Here is a 21,734-nt window from a genome sequence, read left to right as displayed (position 1 = left end):
CGAAGCGCCGCGCCTCTCCTTCCCCTCAGGGGAAGGTGGCCCGGCGGCGAAGCCGACGGGTCGGATGGGGTCATTCGCGCCGAAGGCGCGAAGGGGCGTCGTCGTAGAGCGCCTTACGTAAGGAGAAGCCCAACGCCCCTTCGACCCTTCGGGTCGAAAGACCCCATCCGTCTCCGGGCTGTCGCCCGGAGCCACCTTCCCGTGAGGGGAAGGAGAGGGAGCGGCGCCACCGTCGTGTTCATGCGGGAACCGCGAGCCCTGTCGCCCCTACAGCCCGGCGCGCCGCTCCCCATATTCTCCTGCGTGGACGCGCGCACATCCCTTCCCCCGCCCTTTTCCGACTGGTTCGCTTCGCGCGGCTGGGCGCCGCGGACGCATCAGCTGGCGCTGCTCGAGCTCGCGCGCGCGGGGCGGCCGGCTCTGCTGGTCGCGCCGACGGGGGCGGGCAAGACGCTCGCGGGCTTCCTGCCGAGCCTCGTCGAGCTCGCCGCCCCGCGCGCGGCCAACGCGCCGGCCCTCCACACGCTCTACGTCACGCCCCTGAAGGCGCTCGCGGTCGACGTCGCCCGCAACGTCGAGACGCCCGCCCGCGAGATGGCGCTCGCGATCACGATCGAGACCCGCACCGGCGACACGCCGTCCGCCAAGCGCGCGCGGCAGATCGAGCGCCCGCCCGACATCCTGATGACGACGCCCGAGCAGCTCGCCCTCCTCCTCGCCCATCCGGAGGCGCGCCGCTTCTTCTCGTCGCTGCGCCGGATCGTGCTCGACGAATTGCACGCGCTCGCCCTCTCGAAGCGCGGCGACCTGCTCTCGCTCGGCCTCGCGCGGCTCTTCCGGCTCGCCCCGCAGGCCCGCGCCGTCGGGCTCTCGGCGACGGTGCGCGAGCCCGAAATGCTCGCCCGCTACCTCACGCCCGTCGGCGAGGCCGCGCCGGACGTCGTCACCGCTCCGGCGGGCGCCGCCCCCGACATCCGCATGCTGGAGGGCGCGACGCTGCCCTTCGCCGGCCACACGGCGGCGGCCGCCCTGCCGGCGATCTACGACCTGATCCGCGCGCACGAGACGACGCTCGTCTTCGTCAACACCCGCATGCAGGCCGAATACGTCTTCCAGCGCCTGTGGGACCTCAACGACGACGGCCTCGCGATCGCGCTCCACCACGGCTCGCTCGACGTCGAGCAGCGCCGCAAGGTGGAAGCCGCGATGGCGGCGGGGCGGCTCAAGGCGGTGGTCTGCACCTCGACGCTCGATCTCGGCATCGATTGGGGCGACGTCGATCTCGTCGTGAATGTCGGCGCGCCCAAGGGCGCGAGCCGCGTCATCCAGAGGATCGGGCGCGCCAATCACCGCCTCGACGAGCCCTCCAAAGCCTTCCTCGTGCCCGCGAACCGCTTCGAGATCCTGGAATGCCGGGCGGCGCTCGACGCGGTCGAGGAGGCGGCGCAGGACAATCCCGATCCGGCGCCGGGCGCGCTCGACGTGCTCGCCCAGCACATCCTCGGCATGGCCTGCGCCGAGCCCTTCGCGGCCGACGACCTCTACGACGAGGTGCGTACCGCCGCCCCCTATCGCGATCTCGAGCGCGAGGTCTTCGACAAGGCGCTCTCCTTCGTGGCGACGGGCGGCTACGCGCTCAAGGCCTACGAGCGCTTCGCCAAGATCGTCGAGGGGGAGGACGGGTTGTGGCGGGTGCGCGACCGGTTCGTGGCGCAGCGCTACCGGATGAATATCGGCACGATCGTCGAGGCGACGATGGTCAAGGTCCGCCTCGTGCGCCCGCCGTCCGGCCGCAGCGGGCCGATGCGCGGAGGGCGTGTGCTCGGCGAGGTGGAGGAATATTTCGCCGAGACGCTGACGCCCGGAGACACCTTTCTCTTCGCCGGCGAGGTGCTGACCTTCCACGGATTGTCGGAGGATTCGGCGCTCTGCTCGCGCGCGAGCGCGGGCACGGACCCGAAGATCCCGAGCTATGCTGGCGGCAAGTTCCCGCTCTCGACCTTCCTCGCCGAGCGCGTGCGCGGCTACCTCGCCGATCCCGGCCTTTGGCCGCGGCTGCCCGCGCAGCTCGTCGAGCTCCTCCACATGCAGGAGGAGCGCTCGGTCCTGCCGGACGCCCACCAGCTCCTCGTCGAGACCTTTCCGCGCGCCGGCCGCCATTATCTCGTCTGCTATCCGTTCGAGGGGCGGCTCGCCCACCAGACGCTCGGCATGCTCCTGACGCGGCGCCTCGAGCGCGCGCGCCTAAAACCGCTCGGCTTCGTCTGCAACGATTACGGGCTCGCGGTCTGGGGCCTGTCCGACCTCTCGGCGGCGGCGGCGCGGGCGACCGGCTTCGTCGACGCTCTCTTCTCGCAGGACATGCTCGGCGACGATCTCGAGGAATGGCTCGACGAATCCGCCCTGATGAAGCGCACCTTCCGCTATTGTGCGGTGATCGCCGGCATGATCGAGCGCAACTTTCCCGGCGAGCGCAAGACGCAGCGGCAGGTCACCGTCTCGACAGATCTCGTCTACGACGTGCTGCGCCGCCACGAGCCCGACCACATCCTCCTGCGCGCCGCCCGGGCGGACGCCGCGACGGGCCTCCTCGACCTCAAGCGCCTCGCCGCCATGCTCGCGCGCATCGACGGCCGCATCCGCCACGAGCCCCTGCCGCGGGTCTCCCCGCTCGCCGTCTCGGTCATGCTCGAGATCGGCCGCGAGAGCGTCTACGGCGAGGCGGCGGACGCGATCCTCGCCGAGGCCGAGGCGCAGCTGATCGAGGAGGCGATGGCGTGAGGGCTCACCGCCCCGTCACCCGCGCGTAATGCGCCCACAAGACCTTCGCCGCGACGCCCCGCCATGGGCGCCAGCGCTCGGCGCGCTCGATCAGCTCGGGCGGGCGCGGGCGGGCGGGGAGGTCGTAGGCGAGGCGCGCGCCCTCCTGGAGGGCGAGGTCGCCGGCGGCGAAGGCGTCCGCGTGGCCGAGGCAGAACAGGAGGTAGATGTCCGCCGTCCAGGGGCCGATGCCGCTGATCGCGGTGAGCGCCGCGTGCGCCTCCTCCGCCGGCATCGCGTCGAGCGCCGACAGGGGCAGGCTCCCGTCGATGACCGCCTGCGCGGCGGCGCGCAGCGTGCGCTGCTTGGGCCGCGACAGGCCGGCCGCCCGCAGCGTCTCGTCGTCGGCCGCGGCGAGCGCCGACGCGTCGAGGCCCGGCAGCACGCCTTCGAGGCGCGCGAAGATGGCCTTGGCGGAGGCCGTCGAGACCTGTTGGCCGACGACGATCCAGGCGAGGCCGGCAAAGCCCGCCTCCCGCTTGCGCAGGCGCGGCCGCGAGCCCTCCGCGACGATCCGCGCGAGCACGGGGTCGCGCGCGGTCAATTCCCCCAGACCCGCCTCGAGGGCCTCCTCGCTGTCGAGCCGCATCGAGCCCCTCTCCTCATGCCGTGACCTGCCGACCACTCAAGGCGCAGGTTTCGGCGACAGGCAAGCGTCGGCTCTCGGCTCGGGCGCGCGTTTCGCGCATGTTGCCGCGCGCGCTGCGCGCCTCAGACGTCAAGCCGCGCGGCGGGGCTCGTGCGCGTCGCCGGTCGCGACCCGCGCGCGCTTCGTCACCATCCGCTCGTGCAGGACGGCGATGGTGCGCGAGCCCGTCTTCGTGAACAGGAAGGGCAGGAAGGCGTGGACGAGGCAGGCGAGCCCGGCGCCGAGGAGGCGCACGCCGAAGGAGAGCGCGACGCCCATATGCTCGAGATAGGTCTCGCCGACGGAGCGGGGATGGTCGGTGAAGGAGAGGCGCGGGCGCGCGTCGGACATCGGGGGCTCCTCGGGGCTGCGTGGACAGACACGCCCGATCATGCACGGCGCGCCGCGCAAGCGCTTTGCGAAGTCTCGCGCCCCCGCTTAAGGTGGCGCAAGAATCTCTCGTACAGAGCCGCAATCGTGCAGGAAATCGCCCTCGACCCTATCGACCGGAAGATTCTCGCCGCGCTCCAGGAAGACGCTTCGCTCTCGCTCGAGGCGCTCTCGGCGCGAATCGGGCTCTCCCCCTCGCCGCTCTCGCGCCGCATCCAGAAGCTCGAAGCATCGGGGATCATCCAGAAGCGCGTCGCGCTCCTCGATCCGGACCAGCTCAATGTCGGCGTCACCGTCTTCGTGATGGTGCGCACCAACCGCCACAACGCCGATTGGGCGCGCGCCTTCTGCGAGGCGGTGGCGACGATTCCGGAAGTGGTCGAGCTCTACCGCATGAGCGGCCACGTCGATTATCTCCTGCGCGTCGTCGTGCCCGACATCGCCGCCTACGACCGCGTCTACAAGCGGCTCATCGCCGTCGCCGACCTGTACGACGTCTCCTCAAGCTTCGCCATGGAGCGCATCAAGAACACCACCGCCCTGCCGCTCGACTACGTGAGGACGGCGTAAGCGAGGGGTTTCAGGGGTTGGGGGTCGGCGGGTGAAGGAGGTTGTCATCCCGGGCCGCGAAGCGGACCCGGGACCCATGACCTCGACGACCGTTCGAGCGCGCATGCCGCGCTCGTTCCGCGACCTTTGCGCAGCTTTGGTTTGAGAAACGCAGCCTACAGGCTGCGACCGAGACGTCGTGGATATGGGTCCCGGATCGCCTTCGGCGTCCGGGATGACACCGCAACGATAGATTTTATAACTCCGAGGGGAAGGAGAGGGCGCCCCCCCTCTCCGCTCCCTCACTCCAGCGGCTCGAATTCCGGTGCGGCTTCGAGGTCGGCGCGGGTGAAGGGGATGCGGACGTGGTGGATGGCGCCCTCCACGAAGCCGGTCCAGCCCCAACGCTGCGCCTCGGGCACGTTCGGCGGCGGCGGCGCGATGCCCGCGTCGACGGCGCCCGGAGCGAGGCCGCCGGGCGGGATCTCGCCGGGGGCGGCGGCGCCGGGCGGGGGCGTCGCGCCGGGCGCGGTGGGCGTCGGCGTGACGGTCGGCATCATCTCCTGCGTCGTGACGATCTCGAACCCGCCGACCGGTATCGCGACCGCGCGGCCGCCGATGCCGAGAAAGGCGCCGATCTCGACGACGATCGCCGCCGCGCGCCCCTGCGCGTCGAAGAGCACGTCGTCGACGCGGCCGATGCCCTCCTGGCCCTCGCCGCCGACATTCGTGCCGATCACCTCCGACAGGAGGGTCTCGCCGGGCTGCGGGGCGGCGACGAAGGCGGCGCGCGCGGGATCGGCGAGGGCGGCGGGGGCGATCGCCGCGAGAAGCGCGGCGCAGGCGAGCGGGACGGGAATACGGATCATGGCGCGTCCTCGTTGGGTGCGGTCTGCTCGGGGCGAATGCCCGGATCATTGCCCCGGTTCCGCCTTCCGCTCCGCTTGCGGGATTTGCGCGGGAGCGCGCGGGGGACTAAATCTCTCCCCATGACGAGACCCATGACCCTCCGCCTCGCGATCGCGCAGCTCAACCCGACCCTCGGCGACGTCGACGCCAATCTCGCGCGCGCGCGCAAGGCGCGAGCGGAGGCGGCGGGGGAGGGCGCCGAGCTTCTCGTGTTCGGCGAGCTCTTCCTCTCGGGCTATCCGCCGGAGGACCTCGTCCTCAAGCCCGCCTTCCAGGATGCCTGCCGCGCGGCGCTCGAGAGCTTCGCGCAGGACACCGCCGACGGCGGCCCGGCGGTGCTGATCGGGCTGCCCTATGTCGAGAACGGCGCGCTCTACAACGCGGTCGCCCTCCTCGACGGGGGGGTGGTGCAGGCGGTGCGGTTCAAGGTCGATCTGCCCAATTACGGCGTCTTCGACGAGAAGCGCGTCTTCGAGCCGGGGCCGCTGCCGGGGCCGATGACGATCCGCGGCATCCGCGTGGGCGTGCCGATCTGCGAGGACATCTGGGGCGAGGACGTCGTCGAGTGCCTCGCCGAGACCGGCGCCGAGCTCGTGGTGGTGCCCAACGGCTCGCCCTATTCGCGCAACAAGTCCGACGAGCGCCTCTCGATCGCGGTCTCGCGGGTGACGGAAGCCGGCCTGCCGCTCGTCTACGTCAACCAGGTCGGCGGCCAGGACGAGCTCGTCTTCGACGGCGCCTCCTTCGCGCTCGAGGCCGATTGCAGCCTCTCCTGCCAGCTCCCCGCCTTCGTCGAATGCGTGGTCACGACGACTTGGGAGCGCGGCCCCGACGGCTGGACCTGCACGGATGCGCCCAAGGCCGTGATCGAGGAGGGCGAGCGCGCCGATTACGCGGCCTGCGTGCTGGGGCTTCGCGACTATGTCGAGAAGAACCGCTTCCCCGGCGTGGTGCTCGGGCTCTCGGGGGGCATCGATTCGGCGCTCTGCGCGGCGATGGCGGTCGATGCGCTCGGCCCCGAGCGGGTGCATTGCGTGATGCTGCCCTATCGCTACACGTCGAGCGCCTCGCTCGAGGACGCGCAGGCCTGCGCCCACGCGCTCGGGGTGCGCTACGACGTCGTGCCGATCGCGACCGGCGTCGAGGGGATCGAGGCCGCGCTCGCCGACCTCTTCGCCGGCACCGAGCGCGGCGTCACCGAGGAGAACGTCCAGAGCCGGGTTCGCGGCACCATCCTGATGTCGATCTCGAACAAGTTCGGCGCCATGGTGGTGACGACGGGCAACAAGTCGGAGATGTCGGTCGGCTACGCCACGCTCTACGGCGACATGAACGGTGGCTTCAACCCGATCAAGGACCTCTACAAGATGGAGGTCTACCGGGCGTCGGCGCTTCGCAATGCCTGGAAGCCCGCCGGCGCGCTCGGGCCGGACGGCGAGGTGATCCCCCGCCGCATCATCGAGAAGGCGCCCACCGCCGAATTGCGCGAGAACCAGACCGACCAGGATTCGCTGCCCCCCTACGAGGTTCTCGACGCCATCCTCTTCCACCTCGTCGAGGGCGAGGGCCGCGTCTCCGACCTCGTGGCGCAGGGCCACGACGAGGCGACCGTGCGCAAGATCGAGCGTCTCCTCTACCTCGCCGAGTACAAGCGCCGCCAGGCCGCACCGGGCGTCAAGGTCACCCGCCGCGGTTTTGGTCGCGACCGCCGCTATCCGATCGTGAACCGGTTCAGGGACACCGGGGGCAAGCCCTTCGCGCCGGACCAGGGGCTCTATCGCAGCCAAGGGGCAAGCGCGCGGGTCGATCTGGATTTCTGAGGAAACTCCCTCCCCGGCGGGGTGGGTGGCCCCTGAGCGCAGCGACGGGGTCGGGTGGGGCCCGTCGCGCTGAGACCTTCCGCCCAGCCTCGTGCCCCACCCGGCCGGCCTCGCTCCGCTCGCCCGTCCACCCTCCCCTACGGGGAGGGAGGGGCGCCGAAAATCCCTCCCCGGAGGGGAGGGTGGCCCCTGAGCGCAGCGAAGGGGTCGGGTGGGGCCCGTCGCGCTGAGACCTACCGCCAAGCCTCGTGCCCCACCCGGCCGGTCTCGCTCCGCTCGCCCGTCCACCCTCCCCTACGGGGAGGGATGCCCCGCGACGCTTCCGCGCAGGCTAATCTCCCCTTCGCGTTTTCCTTTCATTCACCATGTTCGCGCAGTCTCCTGCGCATGATGACGAACGCTTCCGCCCCCCGCATCCGCCGCGGCGCGCTCGCGCCGCTCGCCGCAACCATCGCCCTCGGGCTCGGCCTCCTCGCCGGGATGCCGCCCGCGCAGGCCAATGCCGAGTTCCGCTCCTGCCTCTCGCAATTGCGTGCGGAGGCGGGCCGCAACAACGTTCCCGGCGCGTCCTTCGACCGGATCCTGTCCGGCGTCGAGCCGGACATGAGCCTCCTCGGCTTCCTCGATCGGCAGCCGGAATTCCGCACCCCGATCTGGGACTACATCGCCGGCCTCGTCGACGAGGAGCGCGTCGCCGACGGGCGCGCCGCCATGCGGCAATACCCGAACGCGCTCGCGCAGGCCGAGGAGCGCTTCGGCGTCGATCGGCACGTGATCGTCGCGATCTGGGGCGTCGAATCGAACTACGGCCGCAACATGGGCCGGCGCCCGCTCGTGCAATCGCTCTCGACGCTCTCCTGCTTCGGCCGCCGCCAGAGCTTCTTCCGCGGCGAGCTGATGGCGACCTTGCAGATCATCGAGCGCGGCGACATCTCGAAGGAGGACCTCGTCGGCTCCTGGGCCGGCGCCTTCGGCCAGACGCAGTTCATCCCCACCACCTTCCAGCGCATCGCCATCGACTTCGACGGCGACGGGCGGCGCGACATCGTCAACTCGACGGTGGACGCGCTCGGCTCGACGGCGAACTATCTCGCGCGCTCGAACTGGCGGCGCGGCGAACCCTGGGGCTACGAGGTGCGCCTGCCGCGCGGCCTCGCCGAGAGCCGCATCGGGCGGCGCACCAAGCGCTCGCTGTCGGAATGGTCGCAGATGGGCGTGCGCCGCGTCGACGGCTCGGCGCTGACGGGGCCGGGCCAGGCGGCGATCATCGCGCCGGCGGGCACGAACGGGCCCGCCTGGATCGTCTTCCGGAACTTCGACGCGATCTTTTCCTACAACCACGCCGAATCCTACGCGCTCGCGATCGCGCTCCTGTCCGACGCGCTCGCCGGCCGCCCCGGCATCCAGACCGCGTGGCCGACGGACGATCCGCCGCTCTCGCGCGCCGAGCGGCGCGAGGTGCAGGTCCAGCTCATCCGCCGCGGCTACGACATCGGCGAGCCGGACGGCATCATCGGCCCGAAGACCCGCGAGGCCATCCAGGACATGCAGCGGCGCCTCGGCATGGAAGCCTCCGGCCGCGCCGGCAAGCGCCTCCTCGACGCGCTCAGGCGCGGCTGAGGAGGGGAGGGGCTCGAGCGGCCCCTCACGCCCCCGCGGCGACGCGCAGCGGGGGGGCGGCGGTGCCCGGGCGGCTCGCGACGTAGAGGCCGCGATGCTCCGGATGCGGGGCGAGGGCGTCGGTGAGGCCGATCACGGTCTCGGCGGCGCCGAGGAAGAGGGCCCCGTCCGGCGCGAGCGCGGAGGCGAGGCGGCGCATCACGTCCGCCTTGGTCGGCTGGTCGAAATAGATCAGCACGTTGCGGCAGAAGATCACGTCGAACTGGCCGAGCGGCGAGAAATCCTTGATCAGGTTCAGCGTGCGGTACTGCACCATGGAGCGGATCTGCGGCGAGATCGTCCACTGGTCGCCGTTCTGCTTGAAATACTTCAAGAGCATCTGGATCGGCAGGCCGCGCTGGACCTCGAACTGCGTGTAGACGCCGGCCTTCGCCCGGTCGAGCACCTCCTGCGAGAGGTCGGTCGCCAGGATGTCGAAGGTGAAGCCCGGCAGGCGCGCGCGCGCCTCGTCGAGGATCATCGCGATGGAATAGGGCTCCTGGCCGCTCGAGGCCGCGGCGCACCAGATGCGCAGGCGCTTGTTGCCGGCGCGCGCGGCGGCGAGCTTCGGCAGGAGCGCGTCGCGGAACAGGTCGAACGGCGTCCGGTCGCGGAAGAAGAAGGTCTCGTTCGTCGTCATGGCCTCGACGACGGCGATCTCGAGCGCGCTGTCGCGGCCCGAGCGCAGGCGCGCGATGAGTTCGGGCAGGCCCTTGAGCGCATGCTTGCGGCACAGGGGCGAGAGCCGGCTCTCGACGAGATAGCGTTTCTCGGGCGCGAGGGCGAGGCCGGACCGCCCCTTCAACAACGCCCGCAGATAATCGAAATCGGCCTCCGTCATGCCGCCCCCCCGTTGAGCATGCCCCTCAGCGCCGGCGCGATGGCCGGCAGCGGCAGGATATCGTGTGCGAGCCCGGCTTTCGCGACTGCGCCGGGCATTCCCCAGACCGTGCTCGTCGCCTCGTCCTGGACGACGACGGCGCCGCCGGCCTGGACCAGCGCCTTGGCGCCGAGCGCGCCGTCCGATCCCATCCCCGTGAGCACCACGGCGAGGGTCCCGGCCCCGTAGATCGCCGCCGCGTCCCGGAAGAGGACGTCGACGGCGGGTTTGCAGAAATTCTCCGGCGGCCCGTCGTCGATGCGCACGAGCGGCGCCCCGCCGGCGCCGTCGCGGCGCAGGCCCATATGCTTGCCGCCGGCGGCGACGTAGATGCGCCCCGGCTCGAGCCGCTCGCCCTCGCGCCCCTCCGCCGCCGGCAGACGGGTCTGCGCGGCGAGATGCTCGGCAAAGACGGCGGTGAAGATCGGCGGCATGTGCTGGACGACGAGGATCGGCACCCGCGACAGGCTCGGCGCGAGTGCGGCGAGTACCTCGCCGACGGCGCGCGGCCCGCCCGTCGAGGCGCCCACGAGAAGGACTTTCGGCGCGACGAGCCCCGTGCGCGGCCGCACCTGGACGCGCGTCGTCTCGAGCCGCGTCTCGTGCGCCGCGGGCGCCGCGCGCACCTGTCCGTAGGTGCGCACCGGGCGGGCGAGCGGCTGGCCGGCGGGCTCCGGCGCCGCGCCTGCGCGCATCGGCGTGGCGAGGCTCGTGCGCGGCGCGCCCGCCGCGGCGATCGGGCTCGGCGCGGAGCGGCGATGCCGTCCGGCGAGGCCCTGCACCTTCGTGATGAGCTCGTGCCGGAACGTCGTCGATGTCGTGACGCCGCGATGGCTCTCGGGCTTCGGCAGGTAATCCGTCGCGCCCATCGAGAGACATTTGAGCGAGACCTGCGCGTTGCGCTGGGTGAGGGTCGAGATCACCACGATCGAGGCGCGCGGCGCCTTGGCGAGGAGGAGCGGCAGGGCCTGGAGGCCGTCCATCTCCGGCATCTCGATGTCGAGGATGACGATGTCGGGGCGCGCCCGCTCGATCTGGTCGACGGCGATGCGGCCGTTCGAGCAGGTCGCCGCCACGACGAAACCGGCTTCCTCCAGCCAGCGGGCGGTGAGCCCGCGCACGACGACGGAATCGTCGACCACCATCACGCGGGTCGGCGCGTCGCTCGCGGAAGGCGTCGTGGAGGCGGGCAGCGGTGTCATGGGGCGAATGGCTCTCCAACGCGCCTGCGGCGCCTCGTATGGCCGGGAAGACGTCCGACGGCGATCGGACCGGTCGGCGGACGAGGCGATGGTCGAGACGAGACGTCCCGAAGCGCCCTCAGACGAGGCCGACCTCCTGCATCTTGGCGGTCATGATCTCCTTGTCGAAAGGCTTCATGATGTATTCGTCCGCCCCCGCGCGCAGGGCGCGGGCGATGTTGGCGACGTCGTTCTCGGTCGTGCAGAACACGACCTTCGGGTGGTTGCCGCCGGGCAGGGCCCGCAGGGCCCGCAGGAAGTCGTACCCGTCCATGACCGGCATGTTCCAGTCGAGCAGCACGGCGTCCGGCATCTGGGCGCGGCAGGCCACCAGGGCCTGCTCGCCGTCCTCGGCCTCCGACACCCGGAAGGAGAGCCCCTCCAGGATGCGGCGGGCGACCTTGCGGATGACGGCCGAGTCGTCGACGACGAGGCAGTGCTTCATGACGTCGTCTCCCTCAGGCCGCGCGGGAATCGACGTCGAAGGCGAGGACCGCGTCGACGTCGAGGATGATCAGGAGGCGATCGTCGAGCCGGTGGACGCCGCGCGAGAGCTTCACCCAGCGCGCGTCCATGTGGACGGGGTTCGGCTCGTGCGCGTCGGCGTCGAGCTTCATCACCTCGCCGACGGAATCGACGAGGAGGCCGTAGCTCTCCCCGTTGTGCTCGAGGCCGACCGCCATCTCGTTGCCGCGCTCGGCGCGATCGGGCAGGCCGAGGCGTCGGCGCAGGTCCATCGCCGTGACGACGCGGCCGCGCAGGTTCAACAGCCCGGCGATCTCCCGCGGGGCGAGCGGCACGGCGGTCAGCGAGGAGGCGATGAACACGTCGTGGACGCGATCGATCGGCAGGCCGAACATCTGGTCGGCGACCATCACGGTCACGTACTCGACCGTGTCGACCGAGCGGCCATCGCGCGCGGTGTCGTTGGAATTGGCGGCGATCATGCGGCTTCTCCCACCTCGGCCTGGGTCTCGGCGAGCGCCGCGACGAGGCCGGATCGATCGAACTTGGCGACGAATTCGGAAATGCGCAGGCGGCGCGCGCGCTCGATCGCGTCGGGCGTGACGCCGGAGGCGAGCGCGATCACCGGCACGTGGGCGAGCCGGCTCTGCGCGCGCACCGCCTCGACGAGGTCGAAGCCGTCGCGGCCGGGCATCTCGACGTCCGTGACGATCACGTCCACCCGCTTGTCGGCGGAGAGGATCGCGAGCGCCTCGTCGGCCGAGCCTGCCGCGAGGACGCGGAAGCCCGCGGCCTTGAGCACCGGCGTGAGCATGTCGCGGAAGAACGGGCTGTCGTCGACCAGCAGCAGCGTCTTCGAGAGGTTGGCGACGCGCGGCGGGCCGGCGCGGGTCCAGTCCTCGTGGGCGAGCGGCAGGTAATGGGCGACGTTGACGATCTCCGTCGCACGCCCGCGCACCACCGCCGAGCCGACGAGGTCGGAGCGGTCCGCGACGAGCTCGATGTCGAGCACGTCGTCCACGATATCGACGATCTCGTCCACCACGAGGCCCATCGCACGCTCGCCGTCGGAGAAGACGACCAGCGCCTGCGCGCCCTCGGTCTTGACCGCGATCGCCGGATCGGCCGGCACGAGCGGCATCAGGCGGCCGCGATATTGGATGAGCGGACGCCCGCCGACCCACTCGATCTTGCTCGCGTCGATCTCCTCGAGGCGCGTGACGAGCGACAGGGGCACCGCCTTGAGGCTCTCGCCGCCGCCGCGGAAGACGAGGAGCGTGACGGTCTCGCTCTCGCCGGTCTCCACCGTCTCCACCGCCTCCTCGACGCCGAATTGCTGCTCGCCGGAGCCCGAGCCGACCATCCGGGCGATGCCGTTCGGGTCGATGATCAGGACGACGGCGCCGTCGCCGAGGATGGTGTTGCCGGAGAAGAGCTGGATGTGGCGCAGCTTCGTCGACATCGGCTTGACGACGATTTCCTCCGTATGGAAGACGCCGTCGACGAGGATGCCGAAGCGCTGGCGGCCGACCTGCGTGACCACGACGAAGCCCTCGTCGCCGTCGCCCGCCTCGGCCGCGTCGAGCCCGAGCACCTTGGCCGCGGGGACGATCGGCAGGAGCCGGTCGCGCAGACGCAGCACCGGCGTGCCGTTGATGCGCTCGATGGCGTGGTCCGAGCCCTTCTTGACGCGCACGAGCTCGAGCACCGCCACCTGCGGGATGGCGAAGCGCTGGTCGCGCGCCGAGACGATGAGGGCGGCGACGATCGCCAGCGTCAGCGGGATCTTGATCGTGAAGGTGGTGCCGCGGCCCTCCTCCGAGCGGATCTCGATCGTGCCGCCGATGAGCTCGATATTGGTCTTGACGACGTCCATGCCGACGCCGCGGCCGGACACGGCCGTGACCTGCTTGGCCGTCGAGAAGCCGGGATGGAAGATGAACTTGGCGATCTGCGCCTCGCTCATCCGGTCGATCTCGCCCTCCGAGCCGAGCCCGCGCTCGACCGCCTTGCGACGGATGGCGTCGAAATTGAGCCCCTTGCCGTCGTCGGAGATCTCGATCGTGATGGTGCCGCCTTCGTGATAGGCGTTCAGCCGGATCGTGCCGCGCTCGGGCTTGCCGGCGGCGCGCCGCTCGGACGGGCTCTCGATGCCGTGATCCGCCGAGTTGCGGATCATGTGCGTGAGCGGGTCCTTGATGACCTCGAGCACCTGCCGGTCGAGCTCGGTATCGGCGCCCTGCATCACGAGCTCGATCTTCTTCGAGAGCTCGGAGGAGAGGTCGCGGATGATGCGCGGCAGCTTCTGCCAGGCCGTCCCGATCGGCTGCATGCGCGTCTTCATGACGCCTTCCTGCAGCTCGGCGGTGACGTGCGACAGGCGCTGGAGCGGGACCTTGAAGCCGTTGTCCTCGTGACGACGGGCGATCTCGAGGAGCTGGTTGCGGGTCAGCACCAGCTCGGACACCATCGTCATCAGGTGTTCGAGCGTGTCGACGTTGACGCGGATCGTCTGCACCTTGGAGACGTTCGCGGCCTCGGCTCCGCCGCCTTCGCCGTCCGCCTTCTCGGCGGCCTTGTCAGCCGCCTTCTCGACGGCGCGCGCGGGGCGCGGCGCGGGGGCGGCGCGAACGGGCTCCGGCTCCGGCTCGGGATCGGGCGCGGCGGCGACGGGCGGGGGCGCGAACGTGTCCTCGTCGGGCCCCGGCGCCTCCATGAAGGCGCGCTCGAGTTCGTCGAGCGAGACCTCGCCCGGCTTCAGATCGCGATCGAGCGCCTGGACGGGCGCGACGGGAGGCAGAGCGACGGGGGCCGGCGCGGGCTCCGCCTTCGCCGCCTTCGCCGCCTTGGCGGCCGCGGCCTCGGCGAGGATCGCGTCGGCGTCGGCGACGGCCATCCGCTCCAGTTCGCCGATCAGGTCGCCGTCCTCGCCTTCGGGCTCGGCGGCGGTGCGCTCGAGCTCGGCGAGGATCTCCTTGATCCGGTCGAGCGTCGCGAGGATCAGCGTCACCGCGCTCGTGGTGACCGGCAATCCGTCGCGGAAGCGGCCCATCAGGGTCTCGGCCGCATGCGCGAGCGACTCGAGCCGCGGCAGCCCGAGGAAGCCGCAGGTGCCTTTGATGGTGTGCACCAGGCGGAAGATGTTCGAGAGGATCTTCTCGTTGTTGGGGTCCTGCTCGAATCGGACGAGCTCGACATCGACCGTATCCAGATGCTCACTGGTCTCGGTCAGGAATTCTCTGAGGAGTTCATCCATGGACTTCTCTCGATCCACGCTGGCTTGGCCGTCGGGAGGAGAGATTGGACGAGAAGTCGTTTAAGTTCCGTTTCCCTCGTGAGATCCTGGGAAATGTCTTTGTGCTCTTCTTGGTTAATGAATGCTTTTATTTCAGGTGTTCGAAGCACACGAAAGATTGCGGCGGTCCGCGCCGTGCCATGCGACAGCTTCGACGGCCGCAGGCCCGCCTCTGCTTCCGCTCGGCGGACGGGGAGTGCACGCACACACGGCTTTGCATTCGAGCCAAGCCGGGGACGGCGCTCCTCCTCCTCACCCCTGCAGCTCGACCAAGCGCCGGGCGATCACCTGCGCCTGGATCTCGGCCGCGCCCTCGAAGATCGAGAGGATGCGCGCGTCGCACAGGATGCGCGAGACCGCATATTCGAGCGCGAAGCCGTTGCCGCCGTGGATCTGCAGCGCATTGTCCGCCGCCGCCCAGGCGACGCGGGCGGCGAGCAGCTTCGCCATGCCGGCCTCGAGATCGCAGCGGCGCCCCTCGTCCTTGGTGCGCGCGGAGAAATAGGTGATCTGGCGCGCGACGTGGATCTCGGCGGCCATCAGAGCGAGCTTGTCGGCGACGCGCGGGAAGGCGACGAGCGGCTTGCCGAATTGCTGGCGCTCCTCCGCATAGCGCAGGCCGACGTCGAGCGCGCTCTGCGCGACGCCGACCGCGCGCGCCGCCGTCTGGATGCGCGCGGATTCGAAGGTCGCCATCAGCTGCTTGAAGCCCTCGCCCTCGACCCCGCCGAGGAGGTTCTCGGCGGGCACCGCGAAGCCGTCGAAGGCGAGCTCGTATTCCTTCATGCCGCGATAGCCGAGCACCTCGATCTCGCCTCCCGAGAGCCCCGCGACGGGGAACGGGTCCTCGTCGCTGCCGCGCGGCTTCTCGCCGAGGAGGATCGAGAGGCCGCGATGGCCCGGCTCCTCGGGCTTGGTGCGCACGAGCATGGTCATCAGATCGGCGCGGACGGGATGGGTGATCCAGGTCTTGTTGCCCGACACCTTCCACACCTCGCCCTCGCGCACCGCCTTGGTGCGCAGGCTCGCGAGATCCGAGCCCACGTTCGGCTCTGTGAAGACGGCGGTGGGGAGGATGTCGCCGGACGCGATGCCCGGCAGGAAGCGCTCCTTCTGCTCCTGCGTGCCGCCGCCGAGGATCAGCTCCGCCGCGATCTCCGAGCGCGTGCCGAGCGAGCCCACCCCGATATAGCCGCGCGAGAGCTCCTCCGAGACGACGCACATCGACACCTTCGAGAGGCCGAGCCCGCCGAATTCCTCCGGGATGGTGAGGCCGAACACCCCGAGCTCGGCCATCTTGGCGATGATCTCGATGGGGATGTAGGCGTTCTCGAGGTGCCATTCGTGGGCATGCGGCTCGACCTCCGCCTGGCTGAAGCGGCGCATCTCGGTGCGGATCGCTTCGAGCGTCTCGTCGAGCCCCGCATCGCCGAGCGTGGCCGAGGCCGCGCTCTCGCGCATGAGCACGACAAGGCGCGCGCGGTTCTCGGGCGTGTTGCCGGTCTCGATCAGCGCGTCGAGCGCACCCGTCCAGAGCTTGCCGACGTCCGAGGCGGACAGGCCGAGCGCGGAGAGCCGCACGATCTCGCCCTGGCTCATCGGGATGCCGCCCGCGATCTGCGCGACGTATTCGCCCGCCGCGATCCGCGTCAGCAGCGCCTCCGTCTCGCCGAAGCGGCCCTCGCCCGAGAGCCGCTCGGCATAGGCCGCGAGTTCGCGGATCGCCTGGGCATAGGTCGCGAGCCAGGCGAGGCCGTGCGTGGCGTGCTGCTCGGCCTCGAGCCGCTCGGGGGAGATCCGCCCGTCGACGACGACGCGCGCCCGTACGCGACGGCGCGCCTCGGCGAGGATCGTGTCGACCGCTCGCGCGCCCTCGGCGAGGAGCGTGACGAGATCGGGCTGCGGCGCGGACGCGACGGCGGCTCTGGCGGACATGGGCTCTCTCCTCGGCTGACGATCGATCGCTTCGCGGGATCGCTGTCGCGTCGCAGCATAACGAAGGCGCGCGCCGCGTGATCCGTGACTTTGGTCGAAACGTGGCGCTGGGAACCGCGACGGGGCGTCGCGGGCTCCCCGCCGCCGCGCATCCAGGAACCTTGTCCTCCTCCCGCTCGTTGCCGGAGCATCGTTCTTCCTGGAGCCGAGCAGCCGAGCATGGGCAACTTCCTGCGTATTCTGATCGCGATCCTCCTGCCGCCGCTCGGCGTCGCGCTGCATGTGGGGCTGCGCTGGCCGTTCTGGATCAACATCCTGCTCACGCTGCTCGGCTACATCCCCGGCATCGTGCACGCGGTTTGGATCATCGCGCGCCGCTGAAGGAGGGCGTCGGCGCATCCGCAAAGCGACGCTCTTGCGCGAGGGCCGCCCTGCGCGTGTAGGCTTCCGCCATGGCTCCGCTCGCCCTCTCCGCGAACCCTCTCTCGCGTCACGCCCGCTCGGCCTGGCGCGCGCTCGCCGATCTCGTCTTCCCGCCGGTCTGCGCCGTCTGCGGGGCGGCGACCGCGGATGCGAGCGCGTTGTGCGCGGAGTGCTGGCGGGCGCTCTCCTTCATCGATCGTCCCTTCTGCGAGCGGCTCGGCACGCCCTTCGCCGTCGACGTCGGCGGGGAGATCCTCTCGCCCGCGGCGATCGCGACGCCGCCCCCCTTCGACCGCGCCCGCGCCGCCGTCGCCTACGAGGGCGTCGCGCGGACCCTCGTCCACCGGCTCAAATACGGCGACAGGCTCGATCTCGCCCTGCCGCTCGCGCGGATGATGCGGCGGGCGGGGCGCGACGTCCTGCGCGACGCCGAGCTGCTGATCCCGGTGCCGCTCCACCGCGCGCGCCTGTGGCGCCGCCGCTTCAACCAGGCGGCCGCCCTCGCGCAGGCGCTCTCCCGGCTCACGGACGTCCCCGCCGACCCGCACCTCCTGCGGCGCGTCAAGCCGACGCGCTCCCAGGTCGGGCTCACCCGGCCCCAGCGCAAGGCGAACCTGCAGGGGGCGCTCGCCGTGCCGAAGGCCTTGCGGGAGCGGGTGAAGGGACGGCGCGTGGTCGTCGTCGACGACGTCCTCACCACCGGCTCGACCGCCGAGGCCGCCGCGAAGGTCCTGCGCCGGGCAGGCGCCGCGCGCGTCGACGTCGTCGCGTTCGCGATGGTGGTGGGGGAGGGGTAGGGCGAGACCCCCCTTGGAGCTCGTAAATCACCCCCCCCCCCGCCCGTCATTCCGGGGCGCGAAGCGAGCCCGGAACCCAGAACCCCGACCTTGGATGAGCAGCCTATAGGCTGCGTCCTTCGACGCATCCACGGGTCTGGCGTTGCGGAACGAGCGCGCATGCGCGCTCGAACGACCGTCGGGAGTCTGGGTTCCGGGCTCGCTTCGAGCCCCGGAATGACGGCGGGGTGGGGTCAGTAAAGCGATTCACAAGCTCTCGGGGGAAGGAGAGAGCGCCTTCACCCGCCCTTCAGGAGCCGCGCCTTTTCCCGATCCCAGTCGCGCTTCTTCTCGGTCTCGCGCTTGTCGTGCAGCTTCTTGCCGCGGCCCAGCCCGAGCTCGACCTTGGCGCGTCCGCGCTCGTTGAAATAGAGCCGCAGCGGCACGACCGAGAACCCTTCGCGCTGGGTGGCGCCGATGAGCTTGTCGATCTCGCGGCGGTGGAGGAGGAGCTTGCGCGGGCGCCGCGTCTCGTGGTTGAAGCGGTTCGCCTGCAGGTATTCGGGAATGTAGGCGTTGTAGAGCACGAGCTCCTCGCCGGAGGGGCCGGCATAGCTCTCCCCGATCGTCGCCTTGCCCGAGCGCAGCGACTTCACCTCGGTGCCGACGAGCGCGATGCCGGCCTCCCAGGTGTCGACGATCTCGTAGTTGAAGCGCGCCTTGCGGTTCTCGGCGACGACGCGGAACGCCTTGGCGTCCTTGGATTTCGACATCGCTCCCTCACGCGTTGAGGAGGCCGGCATGGACCATCGCGAGCCGCACCGCCTCCTGCGCGGCCGGGCTCGCGGGCACGAGCGGCAGGCGCACGTCGGGGCGCATGCGGCCCATGAGCGAGAGCGCGTGCTTGGCCGGCGCCGGGTTCGTCTCGACGAACATCGCCTGGTGCAGCGGCAGGAGCCTGTCCTGCAGCGCGAGCGCGGCGGCGTAGTCGCCCGAGAGGCAGGCCGCCTGGAATTGCGCGCACAGGCGCGGCGCGACGTTCGCCGTCACCGAGATGCAGCCGACCCCGCCATGCGCGTTGAATCCGAGCGCCGTCGCATCTTCGCCCGAAAGCTGTACGAAGTCTCTCCCGCAGGCTTGCCGCTGGAGGCTGACGCGGGTCATGTTGGCGGTGGCGTCCTTCACGCCGACGATGTTCGGCAAGTCGGCGAGCCGTGCCATCGTGTCGACGGACATGTCGATCACCGAGCGGCCGGGGATGTTGTAGATGAGGATCGGCAGCGTCACCGCCTCGGCGATCGCCTTGTAATGCTGAAAGAGGCCCTCTTGCGTAGGCTTGTTGTAATAGGGCGTGACGACGAGGAGCGCATCCGCGCCGGCGCGCTCGGCATGGCGCGCGAAGTCGAGCGCCTCCGCGGTGGAATTCGAGCCGGCGCCGGCGACCACCGGAACGCGCCCGGCCGTCTCCTCGACGGTGATCTCGACGACGCGCTTGTGCTCCTCGTGGGAGAGCGTCGGGCTCTCGCCGGTGGTGCCGACGGGGACGAGCCCGTTCGTGCCCTCGGCGATCTGCCAGGCGACGTGCTTGCGCAGGGCCGCGAAGTCGACGCCGCCATCCTCGCCGAAGGGTGTCACCAGAGCCACGAGGGAGCCTCTCAGGCGGGCGGCGGAATCGGACATCTTCGGGCTCCCGAACCAGGCGTCGACGCGGCGCGCGGGGCCTCCGCGCGCGCTGGGGCGGGATACATAACGCGCGCTGCCCGCAGGCGCAAACCGTTCGGGACCGCGGTTGCGACGGCGCTCGCTACGCTCCTCCTCCTCGGCGGCGCGACGCACGCCTCCGCCCAGGCCGCTCCGACGCCGCCCGAGCGGGCCGGCGCCCGCACGGCGCTCGCCGATCCCGCCGCGCCCGATGCGTCCGCCGCCCAGGCGCAGCGCGCGAGCCTCGTCGCGATGCTCGAGGCGTATGCGGAGGGGCGCGTCGACGTCGCCGACGCCCTCGCCGCCGCCTGGACGGGCGACCCCGCCGCTCTCGTCGTCGGCGAATGGCTCGCGATCCGCGCGGGCGCCGTGCGCCGCTTCGAGCGCCTCGCCGCCTTCCTGCGCGACAATCCCGATTGGCCGGACGTCGCCATCGTGCGCCGCCGGGCCGAGGAGGCCCTCGTGCGCGAGAACCTGCCGGCGGAGACGGTGATCGGCTTCTTCGCCCGCGGCCGCCCGGTCACCCCCGGCGGCACGCTCGCGCTCGCCCGCGCCTTCCTCGCCGAAGACCTGACCGAGGACGCCGAGGCGCTCGTGCGCGAGACCTGGCGCAACGACACGCTCGGGGTCTCGTTCGAGGCGCTCTTCCTGCTCGAGCACGGCCAGCGGCTGCGGCCGGTGGATCATCGCGTGCGCTTCGAGCGCGCCCTGTTCCGCAGCGACTGGGACGCGGCCGGGCGCGTCATCGCCCAATTGCCGCAATCGGGCCACGGCGATCTCCAGGCGCTTCTCGCCGCGCGCCGCGCCGTGATCACCCGCGCCCGCAACGCCGAGCGCGTGCTCGCGGACCTGCCGGAGCGGGTCGCGCGCGATCCCTCGGCCTTGTTCTCGCGCCTGCGCTTCCTGCGCAACGAAGGGCGCTTCGCCGAGGCCGCCCTTCTTCTGTCGAGCGCCCCGCGCGAGCCGGGGCTCCTCGTCGACGGCGACGCCTGGTGGACGGAGCGGCGCATCGTGGCGCGCTCGACGCTCGAGGCGGGCGATGCCGCGCGCGCCTACGCCATCGCCGCCAATCACGCGGCGCAGAGCGCGACCGAGATCATAGACGCGGAATGGACGGCGGGGTGGATCGCGCTGCGCTTCCTCGACGCGCCGGACGCCGCCGCCGGGCATTTCGCCGCCGCGGCCGCGCACGCGACGATGCCGATCTCGATCACCCGCGTCGCCTATTGGCGCGCGCGCGCCGCCGACGCCATGGGCGACGGGCAAGCGGCCGAGGGCTTCTACCGGGAGGCCGCGGCCCATCCGATCACCTATTACGGCCAGCTCTCCCTCGTCGCGCTCGGCGAGACGCATCTGCGCCTGCGCGCGCCGACGCCCCCCGAGGAGGCCACGCGCGTCGCCAGCGCCGGCACCGAGATCGCCGCCGATGCGGATGCCGGCGAGGTCGCCGCGGTGCCCGACATGGCCGCCGCGCCGGACGAGGCGGCGATCCGCGAGGCGCTCGACCGGATCCCCGCCGCGCGCGCCGTCGCGCTCATGGAGGAGGCGGGCCTGCGCGAGCGGGCGATCCCGCTCTACGCCGCGATCGGCCGCACGCTCGACGATCCGGTCCTGCTCGCCGCGATCGGCGACGCGGCGGCGGCGAACGGGGACGCCCGCGGTCTCCTCGCGCTCGGCCGCTCGGCGGTCTATCGCGGGCTGCCCCTCGACCAGCACGCCTTCCCGACGCTCGGGATCCCGCAATTCCGCTCGGTCGCGGCCGAGGTGCCGCCGGCCCTCGTCTACGCGATCGCGCGCCAGGAGAGCGCCTTCCACGCGACCGCGCGCAGCCATGCGGGCGCGCTCGGGCTGATGCAGCTGATGCCCGCGACCGCCCAGCGCACCGCGAGCCGCTTCGGCCTGCCCCACGACGTGCGCCGCCTCACCGCCGACCCCGCCTACAACGCGACGCTCGGCTCGGCGCATCTCGCCGAGCTGATGGAGGAATGGAACGGCTCCTACATCCTCGTCTTCGCCGCCTACAATGCGGGCGGCGGGCACGTGCGCCGCTGGATCGACCGGTTCGGCGACCCCCGCGAGGGCCGCGTCGATCCGATCGATTGGATCGAGCAGATCCCATTTCCGGAGACGCGCAACTACGTCATGCGCGTGATGGAGAACTATCAGGTCTACCGCGCCCGCCTCGAGGGCGACCGGCCGCTGACCATCCTGGAGGACCTGCGCCGCGGCCGCGCGCGCTGAGG

At 71.4% G+C, this 21,734-nt stretch carries 18 protein-coding genes; 7 read left to right on the top strand and 11 right to left on the bottom strand.

Annotation, left to right across the window (positions count from 1 at the left end; all coding sequences use genetic code 11):
• Window positions 1-303 precede the first annotated feature (303 nt).
• On the top strand, window positions 304-2,781 hold the full coding sequence (locus ACK4UM_RS02540) for a ligase-associated DNA damage response DEXH box helicase (RefSeq protein WP_409795151.1): 2,478 nt from the start codon (window positions 304-306) through the stop codon (window positions 2,779-2,781).
• 4 nt (window positions 2,782-2,785) lie between these two features.
• Here the strand turns inward: ACK4UM_RS02540 and ACK4UM_RS02535 are convergent, their stop codons facing one another.
• Complete coding sequence (locus ACK4UM_RS02535) at window positions 2,786-3,409, bottom strand: DNA-3-methyladenine glycosylase family protein (RefSeq protein WP_409795148.1); 624 nt, start codon at window positions 3,407-3,409, stop codon at window positions 2,786-2,788.
• 129 nt (window positions 3,410-3,538) lie between these two features.
• Complete coding sequence (locus ACK4UM_RS02530) at window positions 3,539-3,799, bottom strand: DUF6356 family protein (RefSeq protein WP_409795145.1); 261 nt, start codon at window positions 3,797-3,799, stop codon at window positions 3,539-3,541.
• 135 nt (window positions 3,800-3,934) lie between these two features.
• Between ACK4UM_RS02530 and ACK4UM_RS02525 the strand changes: the two genes are divergently transcribed.
• Window positions 3,935-4,408 (top strand): Lrp/AsnC family transcriptional regulator, encoded by a 474-nt coding sequence (locus tag ACK4UM_RS02525; RefSeq protein WP_409795167.1) that lies wholly within the window; start codon window positions 3,935-3,937, stop codon window positions 4,406-4,408.
• 281 nt (window positions 4,409-4,689) lie between these two features.
• On the opposite strand, the gene ACK4UM_RS02520 is transcribed toward ACK4UM_RS02525, so the two are convergent.
• Window positions 4,690-5,256 (bottom strand): PRC-barrel domain-containing protein, encoded by a 567-nt coding sequence (locus ACK4UM_RS02520; RefSeq protein ID WP_409795142.1) that lies wholly within the window; start codon window positions 5,254-5,256, stop codon window positions 4,690-4,692.
• Between the two features lie 120 nt (window positions 5,257-5,376).
• On the opposite strand from ACK4UM_RS02520, the gene ACK4UM_RS02515 reads away from it, so the two are divergent.
• Window positions 5,377-7,116, top strand: coding sequence for an NAD+ synthase (locus ACK4UM_RS02515; protein WP_409795139.1), 1,740 nt, complete (start codon window positions 5,377-5,379; stop codon window positions 7,114-7,116).
• A gap of 387 nt (window positions 7,117-7,503) precedes the next feature.
• Complete coding sequence (locus ACK4UM_RS02510) at window positions 7,504-8,736, top strand: lytic murein transglycosylase (RefSeq protein WP_409795136.1); 1,233 nt, start codon at window positions 7,504-7,506, stop codon at window positions 8,734-8,736.
• 25 nt (window positions 8,737-8,761) lie between these two features.
• Here ACK4UM_RS02510 and ACK4UM_RS02505 read toward each other — a convergent pair whose 3' ends face one another.
• From ACK4UM_RS02505 to ACK4UM_RS02480, 6 genes are all read right to left on the bottom strand, one after another.
• On the bottom strand, window positions 8,762-9,616 hold the full coding sequence (locus tag ACK4UM_RS02505; RefSeq protein WP_409795133.1) for a CheR family methyltransferase: 855 nt from the start codon (window positions 9,614-9,616) through the stop codon (window positions 8,762-8,764).
• Window positions 9,613-10,857: a chemotaxis-specific protein-glutamate methyltransferase CheB gene (gene cheB, locus ACK4UM_RS02500; RefSeq protein ID WP_409795130.1), complete on the bottom strand. Its 1,245-nt coding sequence runs from the start codon at window positions 10,855-10,857 to the stop codon at window positions 9,613-9,615. The genes ACK4UM_RS02505 and cheB overlap by 4 nt, the downstream gene beginning before the upstream one ends.
• Before the next feature lie 118 nt (window positions 10,858-10,975).
• A complete protein-coding gene (locus ACK4UM_RS02495) occupies window positions 10,976-11,341 on the bottom strand; it encodes a response regulator (RefSeq protein ID WP_409795127.1) in 366 nt (121 codons plus the stop codon).
• Window positions 11,342-11,354: 13 nt separating this feature from the next.
• Entirely contained in the window at window positions 11,355-11,843 is a 489-nt protein-coding gene (locus ACK4UM_RS02490; RefSeq protein ID WP_409795125.1) for a chemotaxis protein CheW, read from the bottom strand.
• Window positions 11,840-14,617, bottom strand: coding sequence for a chemotaxis protein CheW (locus tag ACK4UM_RS02485; protein ID WP_409795122.1), 2,778 nt, complete (start codon window positions 14,615-14,617; stop codon window positions 11,840-11,842). Before ACK4UM_RS02485 ends, ACK4UM_RS02490 begins: the two co-directional genes overlap by 4 nt.
• A 291-nt stretch (window positions 14,618-14,908) precedes the next feature.
• The gene (locus ACK4UM_RS02480; RefSeq protein ID WP_409795119.1) at window positions 14,909-16,591 is read right to left on the bottom strand and encodes an acyl-CoA dehydrogenase family protein; all 1,683 of its coding nucleotides are present in this window, start codon (window positions 16,589-16,591) and stop codon (window positions 14,909-14,911) included.
• A 219-nt stretch (window positions 16,592-16,810) separates the two neighbouring features.
• Between ACK4UM_RS02480 and ACK4UM_RS02475 the strand changes: the two genes are divergently transcribed.
• Together ACK4UM_RS02475 and ACK4UM_RS02470 are read left to right on the top strand one after the other, a co-directional pair.
• Window positions 16,811-16,972 carry a YqaE/Pmp3 family membrane protein gene (locus ACK4UM_RS02475; protein ID WP_409795117.1) on the top strand — a complete coding sequence of 54 codons (162 nt, stop codon included), beginning with the start codon at window positions 16,811-16,813 and terminating at the stop codon, window positions 16,970-16,972.
• 71 nt (window positions 16,973-17,043) lie between these two features.
• Entirely contained in the window at window positions 17,044-17,811 is a 768-nt protein-coding gene (locus ACK4UM_RS02470; RefSeq protein ID WP_409795114.1) for a ComF family protein, read from the top strand.
• A 278-nt stretch (window positions 17,812-18,089) separates the two neighbouring features.
• Here the strand turns inward: ACK4UM_RS02470 and smpB are convergent, their stop codons facing one another.
• On the bottom strand, window positions 18,090-18,563 hold the full coding sequence (smpB, locus tag ACK4UM_RS02465; protein ID WP_409795111.1) for an SsrA-binding protein SmpB: 474 nt from the start codon (window positions 18,561-18,563) through the stop codon (window positions 18,090-18,092).
• A 7-nt stretch (window positions 18,564-18,570) separates the two neighbouring features.
• Entirely contained in the window at window positions 18,571-19,470 is a 900-nt protein-coding gene (gene dapA, locus ACK4UM_RS02460; protein ID WP_409795108.1) for a 4-hydroxy-tetrahydrodipicolinate synthase, read from the bottom strand.
• Window positions 19,471-19,743: 273 nt separating this feature from the next.
• Here dapA and ACK4UM_RS02455 point away from each other — a divergent pair, with 273 nt between their 5' ends.
• On the top strand, window positions 19,744-21,732 hold the full coding sequence (locus ACK4UM_RS02455) for a lytic transglycosylase domain-containing protein (protein WP_409795107.1): 1,989 nt from the start codon (window positions 19,744-19,746) through the stop codon (window positions 21,730-21,732).
• Window positions 21,733-21,734: the final 2 nt, after the last annotated feature.

The sequence above is a fragment of the Salinarimonas sp. genome, assembly GCF_046292825.1.
GTDB lineage: Bacteria > Pseudomonadota > Alphaproteobacteria > Rhizobiales > Beijerinckiaceae > Salinarimonas.
Note: the sequence above shows the minus strand (reverse complement) of the source record. Positions and strands in the feature narration are given on the sequence as shown.